This is a genomic window from Thalassospira marina (assembly GCF_002844375.1).
Classification (GTDB): domain Bacteria; phylum Pseudomonadota; class Alphaproteobacteria; order Rhodospirillales; family Thalassospiraceae; genus Thalassospira; species Thalassospira marina.
This window is the reverse complement of sequence record NZ_CP024199.1, coordinates 2,683,312-2,701,275: the sequence shown is the minus strand read 5'-3', so window position 1 is coordinate 2,701,275 and position 17,964 is coordinate 2,683,312. Positions and strand designations below refer to the sequence as shown.

The 17,964-nt window shown below is 54.6% G+C and carries 14 protein-coding genes; 5 read left to right on the top strand and 9 right to left on the bottom strand.

What is annotated here, in order from left to right; genetic code table 11:
* Nucleotides 1-19 precede the first annotated feature (19 nt).
* Together CSC3H3_RS12305 and CSC3H3_RS12300 are read right to left on the bottom strand one after the other, a co-directional pair.
* Nucleotides 20-1,039, bottom strand: a complete 1,020-nt coding sequence (locus CSC3H3_RS12305) for an arginine N-succinyltransferase (RefSeq protein WP_101264574.1) — start codon at nucleotides 1,037-1,039, stop codon at nucleotides 20-22.
* A gap of 3 nt (nucleotides 1,040-1,042) precedes the next feature.
* A complete protein-coding gene (locus CSC3H3_RS12300) occupies nucleotides 1,043-2,284 on the bottom strand; it encodes a hydrolase (RefSeq protein WP_101284995.1) in 1,242 nt (413 codons plus the stop codon).
* Nucleotides 2,285-2,514: 230 nt separating this feature from the next.
* On the opposite strand from CSC3H3_RS12300, the gene CSC3H3_RS12295 reads away from it, so the two are divergent.
* Both CSC3H3_RS12295 and CSC3H3_RS12285 read left to right on the top strand, forming a co-directional pair.
* Nucleotides 2,515-3,735, top strand: coding sequence for an aminotransferase-like domain-containing protein (locus CSC3H3_RS12295; RefSeq protein ID WP_101284994.1), 1,221 nt, complete (start codon nucleotides 2,515-2,517; stop codon nucleotides 3,733-3,735).
* Between the two features lie 425 nt (nucleotides 3,736-4,160).
* Nucleotides 4,161-5,354, top strand: coding sequence for an MFS transporter (locus CSC3H3_RS12285; protein WP_101284992.1), 1,194 nt, complete (start codon nucleotides 4,161-4,163; stop codon nucleotides 5,352-5,354).
* A gap of 90 nt (nucleotides 5,355-5,444) precedes the next feature.
* Here CSC3H3_RS12285 and CSC3H3_RS24830 read toward each other — a convergent pair whose 3' ends face one another.
* The 4 genes from CSC3H3_RS24830 to CSC3H3_RS12270 all read right to left on the bottom strand — a co-directional run bounded on the left by CSC3H3_RS24830 (nucleotide 5,445) and on the right by CSC3H3_RS12270 (nucleotide 9,138).
* Nucleotides 5,445-5,567 (bottom strand): DUF2474 family protein, encoded by a 123-nt coding sequence (locus CSC3H3_RS24830; protein WP_114281400.1) that lies wholly within the window; start codon nucleotides 5,565-5,567, stop codon nucleotides 5,445-5,447.
* Nucleotides 5,568-5,569: 2 nt separating this feature from the next.
* Nucleotides 5,570-6,562 carry a cytochrome d ubiquinol oxidase subunit II gene (gene cydB, locus CSC3H3_RS12280; protein WP_101264571.1) on the bottom strand — a complete coding sequence of 331 codons (993 nt, stop codon included), beginning with the start codon at nucleotides 6,560-6,562 and terminating at the stop codon, nucleotides 5,570-5,572.
* Between the two features lie 17 nt (nucleotides 6,563-6,579).
* On the bottom strand, nucleotides 6,580-7,965 hold the full coding sequence (locus CSC3H3_RS12275) for a cytochrome ubiquinol oxidase subunit I (RefSeq protein ID WP_101264570.1): 1,386 nt from the start codon (nucleotides 7,963-7,965) through the stop codon (nucleotides 6,580-6,582).
* Nucleotides 7,966-8,250: 285 nt separating this feature from the next.
* Nucleotides 8,251-9,138 (bottom strand): LysR substrate-binding domain-containing protein, encoded by an 888-nt coding sequence (locus CSC3H3_RS12270; RefSeq protein ID WP_101284991.1) that lies wholly within the window; start codon nucleotides 9,136-9,138, stop codon nucleotides 8,251-8,253.
* A 111-nt stretch (nucleotides 9,139-9,249) separates the two neighbouring features.
* On the opposite strand from CSC3H3_RS12270, the gene CSC3H3_RS24825 reads away from it, so the two are divergent.
* Nucleotides 9,250-10,374 carry a YeiH family protein gene (locus CSC3H3_RS24825; RefSeq protein ID WP_215907496.1) on the top strand — a complete coding sequence of 375 codons (1,125 nt, stop codon included), beginning with the start codon at nucleotides 9,250-9,252 and terminating at the stop codon, nucleotides 10,372-10,374.
* 238 nt (nucleotides 10,375-10,612) lie between these two features.
* Here CSC3H3_RS24825 and CSC3H3_RS12255 read toward each other — a convergent pair whose 3' ends face one another.
* The gene (locus CSC3H3_RS12255) at nucleotides 10,613-11,047 is read right to left on the bottom strand and encodes a DUF779 domain-containing protein (RefSeq protein WP_101286219.1); all 435 of its coding nucleotides are present in this window, start codon (nucleotides 11,045-11,047) and stop codon (nucleotides 10,613-10,615) included.
* A 75-nt stretch (nucleotides 11,048-11,122) separates the two neighbouring features.
* Complete coding sequence (gene adh, locus CSC3H3_RS12250; protein WP_101284990.1) at nucleotides 11,123-12,643, bottom strand: aldehyde dehydrogenase; 1,521 nt, start codon at nucleotides 12,641-12,643, stop codon at nucleotides 11,123-11,125.
* 374 nt (nucleotides 12,644-13,017) lie between these two features.
* On the opposite strand from adh, the gene CSC3H3_RS12245 reads away from it, so the two are divergent.
* Entirely contained in the window at nucleotides 13,018-14,964 is a 1,947-nt protein-coding gene (locus CSC3H3_RS12245; protein ID WP_101284989.1) for a sigma-54-dependent Fis family transcriptional regulator, read from the top strand.
* A gap of 164 nt (nucleotides 14,965-15,128) precedes the next feature.
* Here CSC3H3_RS12245 and CSC3H3_RS12240 read toward each other — a convergent pair whose 3' ends face one another.
* A complete protein-coding gene (locus CSC3H3_RS12240) occupies nucleotides 15,129-15,635 on the bottom strand; it encodes an Lrp/AsnC family transcriptional regulator (RefSeq protein ID WP_101264566.1) in 507 nt (168 codons plus the stop codon).
* A 158-nt stretch (nucleotides 15,636-15,793) separates the two neighbouring features.
* Between CSC3H3_RS12240 and asnB the strand changes: the two genes are divergently transcribed.
* On the top strand, nucleotides 15,794-17,734 hold the full coding sequence (gene asnB / locus CSC3H3_RS12235) for an asparagine synthase (glutamine-hydrolyzing) (RefSeq protein WP_101284988.1): 1,941 nt from the start codon (nucleotides 15,794-15,796) through the stop codon (nucleotides 17,732-17,734).
* Nucleotides 17,735-17,964 lie beyond the last annotated feature (230 nt).

Here is a 17,964-nt window from a genome sequence, read left to right as displayed (position 1 = left end):
AGCGATGAAACAGCGAAGCTTAATCCGTGACGTAGCGGATCTGGTCGCCTGCCTTGATGCCAAGGCGTTCGGCTTCGGCGATGTCCAGATCAACGCTGTCACGGTTGATTGGCAGCATGTGCAGCCAGCTTGACTGAAAACCCTTTAGTGCGATGGTGCAGGCAAGATGGCGGCTCATGGATTTGTTGCGGTCCACCAGTTTGCGCACGGTTGCAAGGCGCGAATGGCGAATGGTGCGGATATCCTCCAGACGGACATCAACACAGGGGCCACCATCAAACACATCAACCGCATTGGAAAACCGGAAACCTTCCTTTTTCAGAAGGTTCAAAGCCGGGCGCGTTTCATCGTGGGTTTTACCGATAACTTCCTGTGCTGCCTTGGGTAGCAATTCGACATAGATGGGGAATTTCGGCATCAGATCGGCGATGAACTGGTTATTGCCAATGCCTGAAATATAATCCGCCTCGGGGAAAGGAAGCTGGAAGAAATGCGATCCCAATGCTTCCCACAGGGGCGATTTACCGTCCTTGTCCTGCCAGCCGCGCATTTCGGCCATCACGATTTCGGAAAAGCGCGTGGCAAAGCACCCCATCAGCAAATAGCGGGAACGCGCCAGAAGCTGCCCGTTGCCATCCTTGCGATATTCCGGGTCCAGATAAAGCGTTCCGACCTCGGTTGCGCCCTGATAATCGTTGGCAAGGTTCAAAAGGTGCGAGGTCGAGGTGACGTTAAGTTCGTGCGAATATTGGGTGATTTTAAGGATTTTATAGTTATAGAAGGCCTTGGAAAGGCCCACCCCGGCATAAATGGCGCAGGTGCCGGCAACTTTGCCGTTTTCGGTATCTTCAAGCACCATGAAATAGCTTTCCCCGCCGGGGCCTTCAACGTCGCTTTCAAAGGCAATGATGGAATCGGCAATGCGGGCTTCAAGGATATCGCGATTGGCGGGCAGGGTGGTTAGCCCCTTTGATGCACTTGATGCCAGATCGACCAGTCGGTCCAGGTCGGCCATGATTGCGGGACGCACGCGCATCATTTTTTAGTTCTCCGTCTTCATAAAACTGGCGGGCAGCGCACCCGCGCCGGCCTTCATTAAAATCAGTGCCGAAAGTTTGGCCCGTTCGATCAGGCTGTCAGTTTTGGCAAATTCCTGGTCGGAATGGATCAAGCCACCGCGTACCCCCAGGGTATCGATATTGGGCAGGCCTGCTTCGGCCAGGTTGTTGCCATCGCAACAGCCCCCTGTGGCCTTCCAGGCGATATCAAGGTCCAGATCGCCGCCAAGTTCACGGACCCATTCAAACAGGTCCCGGGTTTTGCCCGCCATTTCCTTGGGCGCGCGGCCAAAGCGGCCATGCAGCTCCGCACTGATGCCATCAAGATTGTTGAGATCGTTGATGATATTGGCAATGGCAGCTTCGGCCCGGTGGCGTTCATCGTGGGATGCAACACGCACGTTAAACCGGACGACGGCATTTTCGGGCACCACATTAACCGGCCCGCCGCCATCAATTTTGCCGATATTAAAGGTGGCATCGCCAATGCTGCCATTTAGGGCATGAAGGGCGCTAACACAGTGTGCTGCGGCAACCATGGCGCTGCGCCCGGCATAAAATTCGCGGCCTGCATGGGCGGCCTTGCCGCGAATACGCACCGAAAAATTGCCTGATCCCTTGCGTGCCCCGGCCAATGTGCCATCGGCCAATGCCGGTTCAAAAATCATGCCGAAATCGGCAGTGCGTGCGCGTTCTGCCAAAAAGGGGGCGGACCCCATCGAACCAGTTTCTTCATCGGGGTTCAGGATAACATCCCAGCCAATGCCATTAGCAAAGGGGCTGCGTTCCAGGGCGGCAAGGGCATTTAGAATGGTGAGAATGCCGCCCTTGGCATCGGCAACGCCAGGGCCATTAAGGGTGTTGTCATCGACCATGCGCGGGGTTTGAAAGGCGCTGTCGATGCCAAAGACCGTGTCGTAATGGATACATAGCAGCGCACGAACAGGTGCCTGCGGGCGCTTGTGAAAATGCAGAATTTTGCCAAAGCGAACCGGGACGACATCGCCCGCCGGTGAGACGGCTTCGCCATCGGGCAGGTCAATGATGCTGGTTTTTGCATCAAGTTCGGCAAAGGCGGGCAAAATGGCATCTGCCATTTGCGCAAGGCCATCAATATTGGCCGAGCCGGAATTGATTGCCGACCAAGCCTTCAGGCGATCAAGCGTCTGTTCGTGACGCGGATCAAGCCAGTCCAGCCAGGGTTGGAATTTTGCATAATCAGTCATTTAAAACCTGCGGGGCAATGGGGCGGCAAATCTGTGGTCGGATCAGGGTGCCAAAATCCACCCGGCAGGTGCTGCGGGATATTCACCGGGAAACGGAATTACCTGCGGTCGCCATTTTGGGCTGTTTGGTAATTTTATTTCAAAATTGTCGTTGTGTGAAAAATAATATTGATTTAGGTCAGTATTGCTTTCTTAATAAGGACAGCAAAACTGACCTAAAGAGAAGCGCCATGGACGTCCAATGGAATGACTTGATCGTGCGTGATGCCCGCGCCCTGACGGCATCGGAAATTCGGGATTTGTTAAAGGTGGCTGAACGGCCGGAAATTACGTCCTTTGCGGGCGGCGTGCCGGACCCGGCGCTGTTTCCGCTCGGCGATTTTAACAGTGTTTACCGCGACCTGATGGACGATGACACCGCAGGTCGCCGCAGCCTGCAATATTCGATCAGCGAGGGTTTGCCTGCCCTGCGCCAGTGGATTGTTGATGACCTTGCCACCAATGGTGCCGTGCGCGATATCAGCAACATCCTGATTACCTGTGGTGCACAGCAGGGCCTTGATATGCTGGGCCGTTTGCTGCTGGAAGCGGGCCGCCAGATTGTGGTGGAAAAACCGACCTATCTGGGCGCGATGCAGGCTTTTTCAATGCGCCGCCCGGAATATGTGGGTGTTGATATGGATGATGACGGCCCGATCATTGCGCAGTTGGAAGCCGCCTTTGCCAATGGCGCGCGCATTGCCTATCTGGCCCCGGACTTTCAAAATCCCACCGGGCGGTCCTATTCGCTGGAACGCCGTTTGGCGGTTCTGGATGTTGCTCGCAAATATGGAGCGGTCATTCTTGAAGATGCCGCATATTGCAAACTTTCCTATGATGGAACCAGTTTGCCATCATTGCTGGCACTTGATGATACCGGGGGTGATCTGGCCGCAGGTACGGTTATTCAACTTGGTACATTTTCCAAAACGCTGGCGCCAGCCTTGCGCATTGGCTGGGTTACGGCCCCGCGCCCGGTGATTGAACGTTTGGTATTGATGAAGCAGGCGGGTGATCTGCATGTTTCAACGGTTAATCAGGAAGTGGCCTTACGCGCGGCTGGTCGCCTGTTTCCCGGCCATATTGATGGCCTGCGCGATGCCTATCGCCATAAACGCGATACCATGCTGGCCGCCCTTGATGATTTCATGCCCGATGGCGTGACCTATACCCGCCCGCAAGGCGGCATGTTTATTTGGCTGACTTTGCCTGAAAATATCGACAGCCGCCGATTGCTTGAACTCGCCCTTGAGGAAGCAAAAGTCGCGTTTGTGCCGGGCCAGGCTTTTTTCTGTGATCATTCCGGCACCAATACGGCCCGGCTCAGCTTTGCAACAGAAAAGCCCGACCGTATCCGATCCGGTATCGAACGGTTGGCAGCCCTGATTAAGCGGGTACATAATCAGTATTGATTGCGGTTCCTGGTTCAGGCCTGCTGCGCTGAAAGGATTGCCTTTATAGCAGCCAAGCAATGGTGCGATTTGTTCGCGCCATTGCTTTGTGCGTGAAGAATTGGCTTCAGGTCACCGTTGAGTTTTCCATGAACATGGTTGTGGAGGGGACCTTTTCACCAAAGGCCTGGCAGGTTGCTTTTTCAATAACACATATTTTTCATGTATTTAGCTGTGCTGCTTGTGAACTGCCTGTGAAAACACGGCCCCATCCGGTTGTGTGCCTATTGGATGGGCGGGGTATATCCGTTTGAATATGCGCGCTAAATGCATGGCAGGGCGGCCTTTTTTACGGTGCTGATTCAATTGACGGCACGCAGGACGGGTATATCGTCAATTTATCGTTTTTGGCGCCACCAACGCCGTTCCCGCGAAAGTCCCGCCCCATGTCCCTTAATGCCAGACTGTTTTTTGCCTCGATGTTTTCTGCCCGTTTGGGCGATCAGTTTTTACTGTTTATCGTGCCTTTGGTCGTTTACCAGACGACCGAAAGCGTTGCCCTTTCCGGGCTTGCCTATGCGGTGGAAACCCTGCCGCGTACCCTGTGCTTTCCATTTTGCGGCATCCTGTCTGACCGCGTTTCGCCCATTCGCCTGATCCGTATTACCCAGTTGGGCCGGGCGGCGATTGCGACCCTTGGGCTTGTGTGTTTTGCGCTTTATCCCAACCCGGTCTGGGTGGTGCTGATTTCTGCCCTTTGCGGGGTGTTGGCCAGCCAGGGTTTTATGGCGCGCGAAGTCATGCTGCCGCAAATTTTTGCCACTGCCCGGTTTGACCGGGTTCAGTCCCTGTCGCAAACGGTTGATCAATGCTGCATCATCATCGGGCCGCTTGCCGCGGCAACGCTGTTTGGCATCAGCAACTGGCAGGTTGTTGTTGGTGGGGCAGTGGTGCTGTTCATGCTGGGCGAAGGGGCAATGATTTTGTGGCGGCGGATCAATACCGTCGAACTGATCGAACCCGAAGTTACAACAACGCCGTTTATGGCACCGCTGCGCGTGGCGTTTCACCATGTGATGTATTTGCCGGGCCTGCGGCGCCTGGTGGTGTTAACGGCAGCGATCAATCTGGTTTTCGGGGCGACACTGGCAACCTCGGCGGCGGTGGTGACCGGCCTGTTTGAATTGCCCAGCAATTATTATGCGTTGCTGCAAACCATGGGGGCGCTGGCGACCGTATCGGTTTTGTTGCTGATTGCTGTGACTAATCTGGGCATTGGTCGCATTGGCACCATTGGTTATGTGATGGTCATTATTGGCGGCATCATCACGGCGTTTAGTCCCAATTACTGGGTTTATGCCCTGGGTTTCGTGCTGATCCTTGGGTTTGATGGCATGTATGCGGTTTATATCCGTACTGCCCGGCAAAGGATTATTCCGGCACGCGACCTTGGCAAAACAACTGGCGTGGTGATTTTGTTTAACAATCTCAGCCTGCCATTATCAGGTCTGATTGTCGGTCTTGCTGGCAGCCCGGCGGAAACGGGCTGGGTTATTCTGGCTTTGTCATTTTTAATGATGATCGCGGGCCTTGCCATGACTGTGGGCGCACGCCTGCGCAAACCAGTGGCAGCGGCCTGACCGCACAAACCATACCCCCTATCATTTATACGCAAACGGGCCGCATCACGCGGCCCGTTTGGTATGTGGTGTTTGGTGTGTAGTCAGGCGTCAGTTAATGCCCATCAGGGCCCGCAGGCCATAGGCAACAATGGTGATGGTGACCAGTCCCGCCAGATAAAGCCCGGCAAACCATAAAAGACGGCTGGTTTTGCTGTTTGCCTGTTTCGCCATGATCAATGATACCCCGCATCGTCGATTTTGCCGCGAAACACATAATAGGCATAGGCCGTATAGCCCAGAATGATTGGCAGCAATATTGCCGCACCCACCAGCATGAAAGACAGGCTGTTATCGGGTGATGCCGCCTCGCGAAAGCCCATGATTGGTGGCACGATATGGGGAAACAGGGTAATGCCAAAGCCCAGATAACACAGGAAAAAGACCGACAGTGTAATGCCAAACACGGTTTTTTCCCGCCGTTTCACCGCATGCCACAGCCAGAACAACAAACCAGCGGTGATCAGTGGAATAGGCGCGAGGATGAAGATATTGGGCGTTGAAAACCAGCGTTCGCCATAGGCCGGGTTCAGATAGGTTGTCATCAGCGAGACAACACCCAGATTGGCCGCCATCCAGATAACCGCAGGCTTGGCAATGGCGCGCAGCCTGCCCTGCAGGGGGCCATCGCATTTCATGATCAGCCAGCCCGCACCCAGCAGGGCATAGCCGACAATAACGGCAGTGGCGCAAAACAGGGAAAACGGACTGATCCAGTCCAGCGGTCCCCCAACAAAATGGCCGTTTTGCACATCGATGCCTTCAATAAAGGCACCCAGCATTGCGCCCTGCATGGCTGCGGCAATGATGGATCCGGCAGCAAAGGCAAAGTCCCAGTGTGCGGTATGATCCCGGCTTTTGAACCGGAATTCAAAGGCAACCCCGCGAAAAACCAGGGCCAGCAACATGATAATGACCGGCACATAAAACGCCGTCATCAGCAGGGAATAGGCAGCGGGGAATGCGGCATAGAGCCCGCCACCCCCCAGCACCAGCCAGGTTTCATTGCCATCCCAGATCGGGGCGATGGCATTCATCATCTTGCCGCGGTTTTCCGCCTTTTTTTCAAAGGGAAAAAGAATACCAATGCCCAGATCAAACCCGTCCAGCGTGACATAGGCAAACACGGCAAAAGCGATCAGCAGGACCCAGATAAGTTGATAATCCATAATCTTTCTCCTGCGCCTTAATGTTTGTGGCTGTCGAGCTGGTCGACAATCTGCGCATGGTCAGCGCGGTAGATTTCACCCGCTGCAATATGGGCATGACGCGGGTCCTGGCGCATGGCGCGCAGGATATAGGCCGTGCCAACCCCGAAAACGATTGCATAGGCAACAAAGAAGGCGATGGTGGAACCCGCAATGGCAACCGGCGAAACCGGTGATCCGGCGTCGGCTGTGCGCAGGATGCCGTAAATCACCCAGGGCTGGCGGCCAACTTCGGTTGTGCACCAGCCTGCCAGAATGGCGATAAAGCCACTTGGCCCCATGATGAAGGCAAAACGGTGCAGCCATCGGCATTCAAACAGGGTTTTGCGGTAACGCGCCCACAGGCTGCCGATCCCGGCCAGCAACATCAAAACCCCAAGCCCGACCATGATGCGAAATGACCAGAATACAATGGTCGCATTGGGACGGTCTTCAGGGGCAAATTCGTTCAGTCCCTTTATTTCGCCATCCAGCGTATGGGTTAAAATGATCGACCCCAGATAGGGGATTTCAACGGCATAGCGGGTTTCACCAGCCTTCATGTCGGGCCAGCCAAACAGGATAAGGGGTGTGCCGCCCTTGCTGGTTTCAAAATGCCCTTCCATGGCGGCGACTTTGGCGGGCTGCTGTTCCAGGGTATTAAGGCCGTGCATGTCACCAGCCAGGATTTGCAAGGGTGCAAGAATGGTGATCAGCCACATCGCCATGGAAAACATGATGCGGGCTGCGGCATTTTCCCGGTTGCGCAACAAATGCCAGCCCCCAACCCCGGCCACAACAAAGGCAGTGGTCAGATAGGCCGCCAGTACCATATGCACCAGCCGATAGGGGAAGCTGGGGTTGAACACCACATCAAACCAGCTTTCAACCACCAGCCGGCCGGTTTCAATGCTGTAGCCTGCCGGCGTTTGCATCCAGCTATTGGCGGATAAAATCCAGAAGGCGGAAAAAAGCGTGCCGACTGCAACCATACCCGTTGCCGTGATATGCAATTTTGGACCTACCCTGTTTAAGCCAAACAGCATGACACCCAGAAAACCCGCCTCCAGGAAAAAGGCAGTCAACACCTCATAGGCCATCAGCGGGCCAATGATTGGCCCTGAAAGTTTGGCAAATGGCCCCCAGTTGGTCCCAAACTGATAGGACATGACAATGCCCGAAACCACACCCATGCCAAAGGCGAGGGCGAATATTTTGGTCCAGAATTTATAAAGCGAAAGATAGGTGTCGTTACCGGTGCGCAGCCACAGGGCCTCAAGCACAAGCAGGAAACTGGCCAGCCCGATAGTCAGGGACGGGAAGATAATATGGAACGCCATGGTAAAGGCAAATTGGACACGCGCCAGTATCTCAGGATCAAGCATTGCCTGTCTGTCCTTTTGTTAAGCGAAGCTCCCTGTATTTGGTGCATTTGCCTGCGCAAGGACTGCCATGCAGCCATCAAGCCTGCGGTCAGGCAAAGGCGAAACACCCATTTGAACCGGGTGTTTTTGGGCGCCAGCCTGCCGGATTGTGCAAAATAAAATCATCCGGTCTGGCGTCGCAAATTCGGTAAACCATCTGCCCGAATGCTGCATTGCGAATGCGCAATTTTCATTGGAATAATTTCAAATTTAAGACGGTTGAAATGGCGTTTTGACGTTGGGAGATTACTGTTTTTGAAGGGCAATATCGGCCAGAACACTGGCCGCGCGGCTGTGATGGCGTTCTTTGTGGTGCAGCATCATAAAGGAGCGTTCGGGCAGGGTGATGTTGGCGGCATGAAGGCGGCCCTGTTCGATGAAGGGCAGGGCGACACTGCTGGAGACAACGGCAGCGGCATTACCTGCGGCAGCCGCTGAAATGACCGATTCATTGGATGGTAAGGTCATGACGATGTTAAGCTCGCTCGGTGATACACCAGCCCGGCGAAGTGCGCTTTCAAACTCGGACCGGGTGCCAGAACCGGTTTCGCGTAACACCCAGCTTGTTTGTGTCACAAGGTCCTGGAATTTCAGGGGCTGGCCCTTTGCCCAGGCATGGTTGGGGCCGACAATGACCATCAGGGCGTCCTTGGCAATTTCGCGCATCATCAGGGCGGGTTCGTCAATTTCGCCTTCAATAAAGCCCAAATCGGATGAACCGTTCAGGATGGCATCGCTGACATTGCGGGTATTGCCAATCGAAAGATTGATTTCAATACGCGGATATTGTTCGTGAAAACGCATTAAAACCGGCGGCAGCCAGTAACTGGCGATGGTCTGGCTGGCCGCGACATTCAGGGTGCCGCGTTTTAACCCGCCCAGTTCCGCCAGGGTCAGTTCCGCTGCCCGGGCGCGGGCCAGTGTGGCCTTGGCCTCGTCGAGAAAGATGCGACCGGTCGGGGTAAGTTCGATGCGCCGCCCCACACGGTGAAAAAGTTCCACCCCGTAATAGGTTTCTAGGTTTTTGATCGCCGCACTGACCGCCGAAGGCGTGAGATTGATGATTTCGGCGGCACGGGTCAGATGTTCGCGCTGTGCCACGGCAACAAAGATGCGCAATTGTTCAAAGGTCATGGCAGCGGTCCTATCGTTAAATTAAAACGAATAATTCGTATCATTTTATTCGATGGAAACGAACTGTGTAAAATGTGAAATTCCGCCTGTAACAATTCTACAGGTGCTGCCATGTTAATTTTCGATCGTATCAAACGTCTTCTTCCCGGTCTGGCCTTGACGACCGTGATTTCCCTGGTGGCACAGATTGGTGAAAAGGCGGAATTGCGCCTGTTTGGACATCCCTGGATAGAGGGGCTGGTGCTGGCGATTTTGCTGGGTACGGCCTATCGCAGTATTTTTGGCCTGCCCGACAAATTTGACGCCGGTGTCAATTTCAGCGCCAAAACCATCCTTGAGGTCGCGATTGTTCTGTTGGGGGCGTCGATCAGCATAAGTGCCCTGGCCGGTGCCGGGTTTTACCTGGTGGGCGGTATTGTGCTGGTTGTCTGTTTAAGCCTTGCTGTCAGTTACGCCATTGGCCGGTTGCTGGGATTGCCCAAACGGTTGGCGATTTTGGTGGCTTGTGGCAATTCGATTTGCGGTAATTCGGCCATTGCCGCGACCGCCCCGGTGATTGAGGCCGATGCCGATGACGTTGCCGCATCGATTGCCTTTACTGCCGTGCTGGGCGTGATTTTCGTGTTGATCCTGCCGTTTTTGCAGGCCGCACTGGGCATGACATCAACCCAATATGGTATTTTCGCGGGATTAACGGTTTATGCCGTGCCCCAGGTGCTGGCGGCAACTGCCCCGGCAGGGCTGGTGGCAACCCAGATCGGGACCTTGGTGAAGCTGGTGCGGGTTTTGATGCTGGGCCCGGTAATTTGTACCCTGGGGCTGGGTGCGCGGCGCATGGCACGTAAAAACAGTGCACGGGATGCCGGTGCCAGCACAGATGACGCCGGCGGTGCTGATATTGCTGATAGTGCCGATAACGCTGATCGCGGCGAGCAGGCCGTTAAAACTGGCCGTGGTGCGGGCCTTCCCATCAGCAAGCTGTTGCCGTGGTTTATTATCGGTTTTCTGGTGATGATGGCGCTGCGTTCGATGGATTTGCTGCCGGATGCCGCCGTGATCCCGATGCAGCATGTATCGTCGATCCTCACTGTGATGGCGATGGCGGCACTGGGATTGAGTGTGGATGTACGTAATGTGATGAATGCCGGAGGACGGGTGGTGTTTGCAGCAAAACTGTCGCTGGTTTGCCTGTCGATGGCGGCCTTTGGTCTGCTGGCGATTTTACAGATCGCATAACGCCCGGGATGCGGGTTTTGCCCCGGTTTTGTGAATTGGCAAAAAAATGTCCGCCGGTCCCGGGAAGGTCGGCGGACAAGTTTGCAAGACAGAATGTCGGCGCAACCCAGTCTGAAAGGGCGGGGTGGACGACCCGCCGCAACCAGGAGGCAAGAAAGCGCGCGCCGCAAAACCAGATCGGGGTAAAGACCGGTTACATTCAGTCTCGCGGTGTTCCGGTTCAAAAGAACGCAGAGGGTCAGGCTGTTTGGTCTGTTTGCTCGCTATCCTTCAATGCGGCCCATTCATCGTCGCTAAAGACACGTGAACGGGTAAGAAATCTTTTGCCTTCGGGGCCTTCAAGTGAAAACATCCCGCCGCGCCCATCCACCACATCAATGATCAATTGCGTGTGACGCCAATATTCGTATTGCGCCTTGCCGATGTAGAACGGGCTGCCTTCAATTTCACCAAGCAGCACATCCTGTGCGCCTGTTTTAAAGTCGCCCAGAGCAAAACACATTGGCGCACTGCCATCGCAACACCCGCCGGACTGGTGAAACATCACCGGGCCATGAATATCCTTTAACGTGCGGATCAGGGTCAGTGCGGCATCGGTTGCCGTCACCCTGTCTGGTATGCGCGATGCAGCGGCTGTTTGCGCTTTATCTTCTGACGCTGTTTGCGTTTCCATGGTCATTTTCTGCTCCTGCTTGGGGAAAGCCGCCAGGCCCCTGCGTACAGGTGCCCGGCGACCTTCTGGGAGAAATCAGAAGAAGCCCATTGGTTTGGGGTTGTAGCTGACCAGAAGGTTTTTGGTCTGCTGATAGTGGTTGAGCATCATCTTGTGGTTTTCACGGCCGATGCCTGACTGTTTGTAACCGCCAAAGGCCGCATGGGCCGGATAGAGGTGATAGCAGTTGGTCCAGACGCGGCCAGCCTTGATGGCGCGGCCAAAGCGATAGGCGCGGTTGGCATCGCGGGTCCAGACACCAGCACCCAGGCCATAAAGCGTGTCATTGGCGATGTGCATGGCTTCAGCTTCGTCCTTGAAGGTGGTAACCGAAACCACCGGGCCAAAGATTTCTTCCTGGAAGATACGCATTTTATTGTGGCCTTTGAAGATGGTCGGCTGGATGTAAAAACCACCCGCCAGATCGCCTTCCATTTCCGCGCGGTTACCACCGCACAGGACTTCGGCCTTTTCCTGTTTGCCAATGTCGAGATAGGACAGGATCTTTTCCATCTGTTCGGTCGATGCCTGCGCGCCGATCATGGTGTCGGTATCAAGCGGGTTGCCCTGTTTGATGGCGCTGACACGCGACAGCACATTGTCGATGAATTTATCATAGATGCTTTCTTCGACCAGGGCGCGCGAGGGGCAGGTGCAGACTTCGCCCTGGTTAAGGGCAAACATCGTCATGCCTTCGGCGGCTTTCTGGCGGAAGTCATCATCCTGTGCCATCACGTCGGCAAAGAAAATGTTGGGTGATTTGCCACCCAGTTCCAGCGTTACCGGAATGATGTTTTCACTGGCATATTGCATGATCAGGCGGCCAGTGGTGGTTTCACCGGTAAAGGCGATTTTGGCAATGCGGTTGCTTTGCGCCAGCGGTTTGCCCGCTTCAACACCAAAGCCATGCACAACGTTGACCACGCCAGCAGGCAGTAGATCACCCACGATATCAAGCAGTACGCAAATCGATGCCGGGGTCTGTTCGGCCGGTTTCAAAACCACGCAGTTACCTGCGGCAAGGGCCGGGGCAAGTTTCCAGACGGCCATCAGGATCGGGAAGTTCCAGGGGATGATCTGACCAACAACGCCCAGCGGTTCGTGGAAATGATAGGCGACGGTGTCGTTATCGATCTCGCCAAGAGACCCTTCCTGTGCGCGGATGGCACCGGCAAAATAACGGAAATGGTCAATGGCAAGCGGAATGTCCGCTGCCAGTGTTTCGCGCACGGCTTTGCCGTTATCCCAGGTTTCCGCAACGGCCAGAGCCTCAAGGTTCTGTTCCATGCGGTCGGCGATTTTATTGAGGGTATTCGCCCGGTCCGTGACCGAGGTTTTGCCCCATTTGCCAGCGGCGGCTTCGGCGGCATCAATCGCCTTGTTGATGTCTTCTTCGCTGGAGCGGGCAACTTCGCAGAAGACCTTGCCGTTCACCGGCGAGACATTCTCGAAATAACGACCCTTGGCCGGTGCCACCCATTCGCCGCCAATATAGTTTTCATAGCGTGACTTGAACGAGACAACACTGCCGGAATCGCCGGGATTTTTGTAGATCATCTGAACTTATCCTCCGTGATATATGGCGTTTCGCCACTTTTTTAAATTTATCCACCTTCATTCTGGCAAAGGCTGTGCCAGATTGTATTTTGGCTGTTTTTCCTGCGAAAACATAAGGCAGATCAAATATTTGGATGCGGACGCGCCGATGGTTTGGGGGCACCAAAACATGTTCGGGTACTGGGGCAGATGGCACAAAATGTCCCGTTTTTGACACAGCCTTTCGACATTGGTCGAACCGGGCTGAAACTGGTTGGTGTGTGCGCCGTGCTTTGTTAGGATTTCGCGGTGACCGGGGTGCTGTTCCTACGCAGTGCAGGCCAAAACAATAACGGGGCCCAGAAAACAACCGGCACAGGAAAAAGGAACGTCTGATGTCTGGAAGCCATGCCGGTGGACGGATCGAGGCTGCCTTGCAATTAAGTGGTGTTGCCCAGAACCGCGCCGTCCTTGAATCGTGGCAGCGATGCCATGACCAGTTCGGTCTTGTTCACGAAACAGCCCGACGCCCCGAAATCATTTCCGAAAGCCAGACCCGCCAGCGCCGCGATCGCAGTGGCCGGTTGTTTCATCATGCCCACGATATGGTGCGCACCCTTTACCGGCAAATTGACACGGCCGGTTACGCCGTTTTCCTGACCGACCATGACGGTGTTATTCTTGACAGTGTTGCCGCCCATTCCATGCTGCCATCGTTTCGCACCAACGGGCTGCTGCCCGGCGCGATCTGGAGCGAGGAACGCGAAGGCACCAATGGCATTGGCACCTGCCTGGTCGAAGGGCGCCCCATTACCATTCACAATGAAGAACATTTTTTAACCCAGCATGCCGGGCTGACCTGCACGGCTGCGCCGGTCTTTGACCCCGAAGGACGGGTTTGTTCGGTGCTGGATGTTTCGGCGGTGCGCAATGATATCCGCCGCGAAGATTGCCTGCGCGTGCGCAGCCTGGTGGCTGATTATGCCGATGCGCTGGAGCGCATCCTGTTTTTTGAAGAATGTGCCAGTGACATTATTTTGCATTTGCACCCCGATGCCAGCCATGTCGGTACGGCGCGTGATGCGCTGATTGCCATTCGCCCGGATGGAACGGTGGCAGGTAGTACCGCCTTGGCGCGGCGCCTGTTATCGGCACAGGGCGGGATCAACCATGTAAAATCGCTGCTGGGTAGTGATGTCGATGGCCTGATGGCACGGATGCTGGGCACACAGGGTGTGGATGACAAAGCCCGCGCACCCCAGGCGGTGCCACTGGGCGGAGGTGGCATCATGTTTGGGCAATTAACCCTGCCCGAAAAACAGCGTCGCCGGTTTTCTGCGCCAAGGCCTGTCTTGCCCGTGCAAAAAACGCGCGATCATAGCCGCGATATCCCCGATCAGGATGCTGCAATTCGCCGCCTTTTTCAAATGGGCAGCAAGCTTTTGGCTGGCGAGATCAAGTTACTGATGTCGGGTGAAACGGGCAGCGGCAAGGAACATATGGCGCGTGCCATTCATAACCATGCCGTTGGCGCGCAAAAGCCGTTTGTGGCCATTAACTGTGCTGCTTTGCCTGAAAGCCTGATTGAAAGCGAATTGTTCGGCCATGCCAGTGGGGCCTTTACCGGGGCGGCGCGCGATGGTTTTGGTGGTCGCATCCGCCAGGCCGATGGCGGCACGCTGTTTCTTGATGAAATAGGCGATATGCCAATTTCGATTCAGGGCCGTTTGCTGCGCGTGCTTGAAAGCCGCTGTGTCGAACCGCTGGGCAGTACCAAATCGGTGCCGGTGGATTTTCGCCTGATTTGCGCATCAAATGTTGATCTGGCTGCTGCTGTTGCCAATGGCAAATTCCGAGAAGACCTTCTTTATCGCATCAAGGGGGCGCGTCTTGCCTTGCCGCCGCTGCGTGACCGAACCGACCTTGCCGATCTGGTTTCACGCCTGCTGGCTGATTTTGCCAAGGGGCAGGCAATGGTCTGTGATGATGCAACACTGGATATTTTGCAGCAGCATGCCTGGCCGGGCAATGTGCGTGAACTGGTCAATGTGTTGCAATATGCCTGCGTTTTTGCCGAAAACGGCACCATTCGCGTGGCACATTTGCCCGATGATTTGCAGCCCGATGTTTCACTGCAAAACCAGCCGCTACATGCCAATGCGCAAAACCCGTTATGGCAGGCCGAACGCGATGCCCTGCAAAAGGCGCTGGGTCAACAGCGCTGGCATGTCAGCAAAACGGCCCGCATGCTGGGTATCAGCCGTAATACGCTTTATCGTAAAATGGAAAAATACGGCATTCATCGCACCCGTGACGAGGAAGATGGGCATCGGCTGAATTAACCGATTTGCCGCTGCTACCATGCTTGTTGCCATGATTGGTATGGGGAACTGGTACGGAATTAGTGCCGTTTGTTAGGCAATGCCGGTTGATCTGCGAACGTCAGGTGCGTTCGGTACTTTATGCTGGTGGCAGGGTGCGTGGGCTATTGTAGGCCCGTTTGGCTTTAATCCGATAACATGCCGCGTAGCGGGGTGGGGGCGGTCAGGCTGTCTAGCGGGTAGCCGGCAAAGCTTTTGGTGCGTTCCATAACGATATGGCCGCGAAAGGTTTCAATGCCGATGCTAGCAGCAATCAGCTTTTCCTTGATGCTGTTGAAATGCGGAATATCCCGGCAAATCATATCAAGCGTATAGTCAAACGGCCCGGCAATTTTGTAGCACGAAATGACTTCGTCCACATCGGCGATGGCGGCTTCAAACTGTTTGAAATCTTCGACTAGATGGCTGCCCAGGGTGATTTCGGCCATCACATGAAGGTTGGCACCGATTTTATCCAGGTCGATATCGGCAATATATTGCGAAATCATGCCGTTTTCTTCGAGTTTGCGCACGCGTTCCAGACACGGCGATGGCGAAAGATTCACCGCTTCGGACAAATCGAGGTTCGATATCCGGCCATTGGTTTGCAGGACCTGCAAGATGCGAATGAAAATTCGGTCAAGTTTCAGCATGTGACAGTTATGCCGTAAGCCGATGAAAAAGAAAAGTTACTGATTTCCATTGTCGCAACCCGTGCTGTTCGCTATTACCGGAGCAGACCCGAAACGCGCAGTGATGATCCTAACCACGCTGATGACGGGCAATTTGATCAGGGCATCAGGGGATTCCTATGTGCGGCATTACCGGACTATGGACACCAAAACAGACAGGCCAGGGCAATAACGGCGACATCGTTACGGCGATGAACGCGGCCTTGCTTCATCGTGGCCCTGATGGCGGTGATATCTGGGTGGATGATGCCGCTGGAATAGCCCTCGGTCAGCGCCGCCTTGCCATTATCGATTTAAGTGATGCTGGTAAACAGCCCATGCCATCGGCCGATGGGCGCTATGTGATGGTTTATAACGGCGAAATTTATAACGCCGAAGACCTGCGCGCCAAGCTGGCCCGCCACAATATTGCCTGGCGCGGCCATTCCGATAGCGAAGTCATCCTCGAGGCATTTGCCCATTGGGGTGTTGCCGAAACCCTGAAGCTTTTGATTGGCATGTTCGCGATTGTCCTGTGGGACAGAAAATTGCGAAAAATGGTGATGGTGCGTGATCGTTTGGGCATCAAGCCGCTTTACTGGACCCATCACGAAGGGCGGTTTGCCTTTGCGTCCGAATTAAAGGCCCTGGTGGCAGGCGGCGTTTGCCCGCGCGAGGTCGATAGCGGGGCATTGGATAATTATTTGCGGTTTGGCTATGTGCCGTCGGGCCAATCCATTTACCGAAAAACACGGCAATTGCGCCCCGGCCATATGATTGAAATTGATGCCGAAGGCCAAATTCGCGATTCCATCTATTGGTCGATGGAAGATGTTGTTTTAAACGGCCGCAATAATCGCTGGGCAGGCGATGATGCCAGTGCGATTGACGCGCTGGAAGATTTGCTGCGTGATGCAGTTGAACGCCGCATGGTGGCAGATGTGCCGCTGGGCGCGTTTTTGTCGGGCGGGATTGATTCATCCACCATTGTTGTCTTGATGCAATCTGTCGCGGCAAAGCCTGTTAAAACCTATTCCATCGGTTTTGAGGACGAAGCCTTTAACGAGGCGGCCTTTGCCGGGGCAGTGGCGCAGCATTTGGGAACGGATCATACCGAACTTTATGTCAGTGCGGATGATGCCCTGAATATTGTGCCCAAACTGGCGGATATGTATGACGAACCGTTTTTTGACAGTTCGGGCATTCCAACCGCGCTGATGTCGACCTTGACCCGCCGCGAAGTAACCGTTGCGCTGTCGGGGGATGGTGGCGATGAAACATTTGGCGGCTATAACCGCTATCTGTGGGCCAATAATCTGGCGCGTACCAGCAAAATGATTCCGTTTGGGGCATCGCATATTGCAAGTGCGCTGACTTTGCTTTCGCCCCGGCAGTGGGACAGGGTTTGTTCGGTTTTGCCGGTGGGTGGCAAAACCGGTACGATTGGCGATAAAATCCACAAGGTCGCGCCACTTCTGGCCATTCGTGATGATATTGACCGTTATGTCGCACTGCTGGAATTGTGGGATGCGAAAACATTGCGCCCCGATGGACGCAGCGACGACAAAATGCCGGTTTTTCATGTGCCGGGCGAAAAGTTTTCGCGCAATCGTAATCTTGATTACATCTCGGCCATGCAAGTGATGGATACGATGATGTATATGGTTGATGATGTGCTGACCAAGGTTGACCGGGCATCGATGGCCGCCTCGCTTGAGGTGCGGGTGCCGTTGATTGACCATCGCGTCATTGAATTTGGCTGGCGTTTGCCCGCCCATCTTAAAATCAATGATGGTACTGGCAAAATTGCCCTGCGCCGAATTTTGCAAAAATATGTTCCGGACGAACTGATCAACCGGCCGAAAACCGGCTTTGGCGTGCCACTGGCAGCATGGTTGCGCGGGCCATTGCGCGACTGGGCGCAGGATTTGCTGGCACGTCCGGAGCTGTATGACGGTTTTGGCCTTGATCGCAAATTGATCGACAAGGCAATGAAGGACCACCAGGCAGGGGCGACGAACAATGCCCATAAGCTGTGGTCCATTCTGATGCTGTCAGCCTGGCAGCAACGCTGGCAATAAGATTAGCCAGGTCAAAATTTGAAGGGCGCTGTTGCGGGAAACCGTGCAGCGCCCTTTTTCTTTTTCGGGGAAGATTATTTTCGGAATGTTACATTTTTATGCCTGCTGGTAACAGCAGGAGAGGATTTTTCTGTCAAGATACTGAAAATGGGCAAATATTTTTAGGATTTTTGCTCCGGCCAATGTTTTTTGGCGCGTCAGTTTGCCAGTGAACTTGCTGGCAAATTGGT

What these genes read in the sequence shown, in the direction of transcription:
- CSC3H3_RS12300 (WP_101284995.1), bottom strand. Translation starts at nt 2,284, where the DNA reads ATGACTGATTATGCAAAATTCCAACCCTGGCTGGACTGGCTTGATCCG.
- CSC3H3_RS24825 (WP_215907496.1), top strand. Translation starts at nt 9,250, where the DNA reads ATGTTAATTTTCGATCGTATCAAACGTCTTCTTCCCGGTCTGGCCTTG.
- cydB (WP_101264571.1), bottom strand. Translation starts at nt 6,562, where the DNA reads ATGGATTATCAACTTATCTGGGTCCTGCTGATCGCTTTTGCCGTGTTT.
- asnB (WP_101284988.1), top strand. Translation starts at nt 15,794, where the DNA reads ATGTGCGGCATTACCGGACTATGGACACCAAAACAGACAGGCCAGGGC.
- CSC3H3_RS12275 (WP_101264570.1), bottom strand. Translation starts at nt 7,965, where the DNA reads ATGCTTGATCCTGAGATACTGGCGCGTGTCCAATTTGCCTTTACCATG.
- adh (WP_101284990.1), bottom strand. Translation starts at nt 12,643, where the DNA reads ATGATCTACAAAAATCCCGGCGATTCCGGCAGTGTTGTCTCGTTCAAG.
- CSC3H3_RS12240 (WP_101264566.1), bottom strand. Translation starts at nt 15,635, where the DNA reads ATGCTGAAACTTGACCGAATTTTCATTCGCATCTTGCAGGTCCTGCAA.
- CSC3H3_RS24830 (WP_114281400.1), bottom strand. Translation starts at nt 5,567, where the DNA reads ATGGCGAAACAGGCAAACAGCAAAACCAGCCGTCTTTTATGGTTTGCC.
- CSC3H3_RS12285 (WP_101284992.1), top strand. Translation starts at nt 4,161, where the DNA reads ATGTCCCTTAATGCCAGACTGTTTTTTGCCTCGATGTTTTCTGCCCGT.
- CSC3H3_RS12245 (WP_101284989.1), top strand. Translation starts at nt 13,018, where the DNA reads ATGTCTGGAAGCCATGCCGGTGGACGGATCGAGGCTGCCTTGCAATTA.
- CSC3H3_RS12270 (WP_101284991.1), bottom strand. Translation starts at nt 9,138, where the DNA reads ATGACCTTTGAACAATTGCGCATCTTTGTTGCCGTGGCACAGCGCGAA.
- CSC3H3_RS12255 (WP_101286219.1), bottom strand. Translation starts at nt 11,047, where the DNA reads ATGGAAACGCAAACAGCGTCAGAAGATAAAGCGCAAACAGCCGCTGCA.
- CSC3H3_RS12295 (WP_101284994.1), top strand. Translation starts at nt 2,515, where the DNA reads ATGGACGTCCAATGGAATGACTTGATCGTGCGTGATGCCCGCGCCCTG.
- CSC3H3_RS12305 (WP_101264574.1), bottom strand. Translation starts at nt 1,039, where the DNA reads ATGATGCGCGTGCGTCCCGCAATCATGGCCGACCTGGACCGACTGGTC.